This is a genomic window from Campylobacter sp., from assembly GCF_017646085.1.
Taxonomy (GTDB): Bacteria; Campylobacterota; Campylobacteria; order Campylobacterales; family Campylobacteraceae; genus Campylobacter.
The window spans coordinates 1-3407 of the sequence record NZ_JAGCNF010000081.1; the positions used below are offsets into that span (position 1 = coordinate 1).

3 protein-coding genes are annotated in these 3407 nt (G+C 36.6%); 1 reads left to right on the plus strand and 2 read right to left on the minus strand.

Annotation, left to right across the window (positions count from 1 at the left end):
- Positions 1–419: 419 nt before the first annotated feature.
- Together J6V67_RS04425 and J6V67_RS04430 are read right to left on the minus strand one after the other, a co-directional pair.
- Complete coding sequence (locus J6V67_RS04425; RefSeq protein ID WP_291859341.1) at positions 420–1046, minus strand: hypothetical protein; 627 nt, start codon at positions 1044–1046, stop codon at positions 420–422.
- Entirely contained in the window at positions 1036–1179 is a 144-nt protein-coding gene (locus tag J6V67_RS04430) for a hypothetical protein (protein WP_291859344.1), read from the minus strand. The genes J6V67_RS04425 and J6V67_RS04430 overlap by 11 nt, the downstream gene beginning before the upstream one ends.
- 63 nt (positions 1180–1242) lie before the next feature.
- Here J6V67_RS04430 and J6V67_RS04435 point away from each other — a divergent pair.
- Positions 1243–3407 (plus strand): flagellar hook-basal body complex protein (locus J6V67_RS04435; RefSeq protein WP_291859346.1); only part of this gene is annotated, 2165 nt, incomplete at its 3' end.

The window sequence follows — 3407 nt, forward strand, 5'->3', positions numbered from 1 at the left end:
GTAAATAAAGACGCCAAACCAAGTAAAGAGATTGCAGCATTAGGCAAATTCAAAGAAGATACCATATCGCTTAATAAAGTTGCTAATGAGCTAGAAAACGCACAAAAAATCTATAAAGAACTAGGCTGGAAATAGTTTAGTTCGTAATTTTATATTTTTTTTTGCGATAATAAGCTACCGTTAAAGCTATGCTTTGCGGGGCTTTTTAAATTTGCTTTTTACATTGTATAGTTTTAGCAAAATTACCACAAAATAAATTCATTAAAATCCTATAAATATAAAACTTTTTCTTAATAAGCCTTGATAAACAAAGAGATTTTTCTACCGCAAAATAATATTCAGCGCTAATTAAGTCAAATTTAAGTATAATTTTATCGAAGTTCGTAGGGGCGACGGAGTAGCGGATTTTCCGCTCCGCCCTATCTTTCATTCACATATTTTAATAAATCACTGCCAAATTCTCGTAATAAATCATCTAAAAATATATTTATATTATCAGGGTGCAACCCTATCCAAACATTATGAATTTCTGTGGTAATTCTAGGTGAAATATGTCCGTTATTTGAACGAATTTTAAGTATATTTTCCCAATGAAATGAGCGATTTCGAAGTGTTTTTAAAAGATCAAGCGATATTTTTACTTTATCTTTATTGCTAAATTTATGCTTTATCCCATTTTTACGGTAAAAATTTCTATTATATTTATCATATTTTACAAAATCCATATCCTTTAAATTCATTATTTTGCTTAGCAATTTTTGCTTATGTATAATAAAAATTATATTACCTAGTGATAGTCTAGATATATTTTGCGAATGAGACAGCTTGCTATCTACCATTTGAGAATAATCTTTACTTATCCAGTCATCGCCAAATTTAAAACACATCAAACGATCAAGCTGGTTTCTAAGCGCTATCTCGATAAATCCTAGCTTATGTGCTATACTGCCAATAAGATTTAGATTTTTCCTATGCTGCTTGATATCAAACTCATACGAGGCTAATCTATCTTTTGAAAATAATTCCACAGCTCTACTAAAATCCATCAAATTCCTTTATTTTTATTCTTTTTTGAGTTGAATTTATCTTTAAATTTTTATCTTTTTTTGGAAGTGTGCTATTGCGAGTGATGCGTGATAATCTCATTATCATCGCACAAAACAAATCGCAAAAATTCAAATTTGGAATGCTATTTGCTTAATAAGCCAAAATTAAAATAAATTCTAACACAAAGGATAAATTATGATGGGAGCATTATGGTCTGGAGTTACTGGTCTTCAGGCGCACCAAGTAGCGATGGATGTCGAAGGTAACAACATCGCCAATGTAAATACCGTAGGCTTTAAATACTCTCGTGCGAGTTTTGCTGATCTATTTAGCCAAACTCAAAAGGTAGCCACCGCCCCACAAGGCGACCTAGGTGGTAAAAACTCTATGCAAATTGGCCTAGGCTCCACGGTTAATACAGTTACTAAAATCTTTAAACAAGGTACAATCCAAACCACTGATAAACAAAGCGATATGGCTATCCAAGGCGATGGGTTTTTTGTCGTATCAGCTGATGGTGGCAAGACCTATATGTATACTAGAAATGGCGACTTTAGCCTAGACTCTCAGGGCAATTTCGTAGATCGTAACGGCTATGTAGTCCAAGGCTGGATGAGAAACGAAGATACCGGCACCATCGATCCTACTAGCCCATTAAGCAATATCGTAATAGAACCTGGTATGGCTATGGAGGCTAATCCTACTAGCGAGCTAGCTATAATAGCCAATCTAAACTCAGGCTCAAACATCGGAGCTAAAAACTCACCTATCTATACTCTAGACCATTATAATGATTTTTTAGATGCTAATGGTAATGGCCTATGGGAAGATGGCGAAGCTAAAAATCCAAATGACCTAAGCAACAACACCTACTACATAAACTCAAATAAAGAAGTAGCAGTAAAAGAAGCCGGCGTGGATCTAGGCGTAGTATTTAACGGCTCAGGAGAGGGGCTAAACCTAAGAGAGGGCCAAGGTATATGGGTTAGCTACGCTGATGCAAAGGCTACATTTAATGAGCTTCCAGCTAATCAAGGTCAAGGTAATGGTAAATATAAACTACATATCTCAATCAACGGTATAGAGATACCAGCTACTGAGCTAGGTAATATGGATGAAATAGTTAAAAAGATAAATGACTATACTGCTCAAACTGGAGTTAGAGCTACAGCAATAGATGGTAAAAAACTTCAACTAACAAATACAAATAACCAAGGCACCACCGATGCTACTAAAAATATCAAGATTAAAAAGCTAGAAGGCGATACCACATCTATCCAGACAACTAGCGTAATCACAGCCTATAAATATACCTACTCTTCAGGCGCTGGAGCGACAGCAGGACATCACTACAATGATAGTGCTGCTAGAGTAGTAAAGACTACAGAGGATCTAAGGCGTGCTATGCAAACAGATGCTAGAGAGTATGTCAACTACGCTGGATCAAATGTATCAAACGCAGTAAATGCTGCTACATACTTTGTAAATGCTGTAATAGCTAGGATTGATGGTGGTCAAGGTAATTTTGCTCCTGGTGGGGGTCAAGACGCAATAGAGCAAGCTATTGAAGATCTTGATAATGCTATAAATGATCAAACTTTATTTGCTAACCTTAAAGGTAAAGGCGTAGTAACTGAGCCAATTTCAGAATCAGCAGTAAAAAGCATTAGTGAGATAATAACCGCTATAAACACTATCGGTGCAGATGCTGGAAATCAGTACAATAGTGTAAATGATCTAAAAGAAGCATTAAGGGGACTAATTACAGATGATAAGCTAGCGCAAATGGCTCAAGATGAGTGGGACTCTCCACTAGATGCTGATGGTAATGGTAACTTTGCTAACAATGCTGCAAATGACTTGCCTACTGCAGACGCAGATAATACAAATAGCAACGCTACATATAGAGATATAAATCTAAATGATGGTGTGCAAGTAACTGTAAATGAAAAAGGGCAATTTGTCTTTAGAAATCCAGCTGGCGATGCAAGCTATGGACAAAATGATGGACACACAATCCAAAACGCCCAAAACCAACCAGGTGGCACAAAGGTAGAAGATAGCGCAAATGCCTACACTGATGCACAAGGTCAAAAGCTAGTCCCATCAAATCAAGACACATATATCAACGACTACGCTATGCAAATAGCAGTAAGTGGCTATAGCAATGCAGCTCAAAATGTAAATGAAAACTCAGCCCTAGCTGATGTATTTAAAGCTCTTGGCGGGAGTCTAGCAACTGGAACAGGTGAAAAGGTCTCAAGCAACCTAACAATGTCTAGCCACGCAGCTACCACTGAGATATATGATAGCCTAGGGTCTAAGCATGAGATTAAATTTGAGTGGAGAAAGGTAAGCTA

Coding starts and splice junctions, on each gene's coding strand:
- J6V67_RS04425 (WP_291859341.1), bottom strand. CDS start 1,046: ATGGATTTTAGTAGAGCTGTGGAATTATTTTCAAAAGATAGATTAGCC.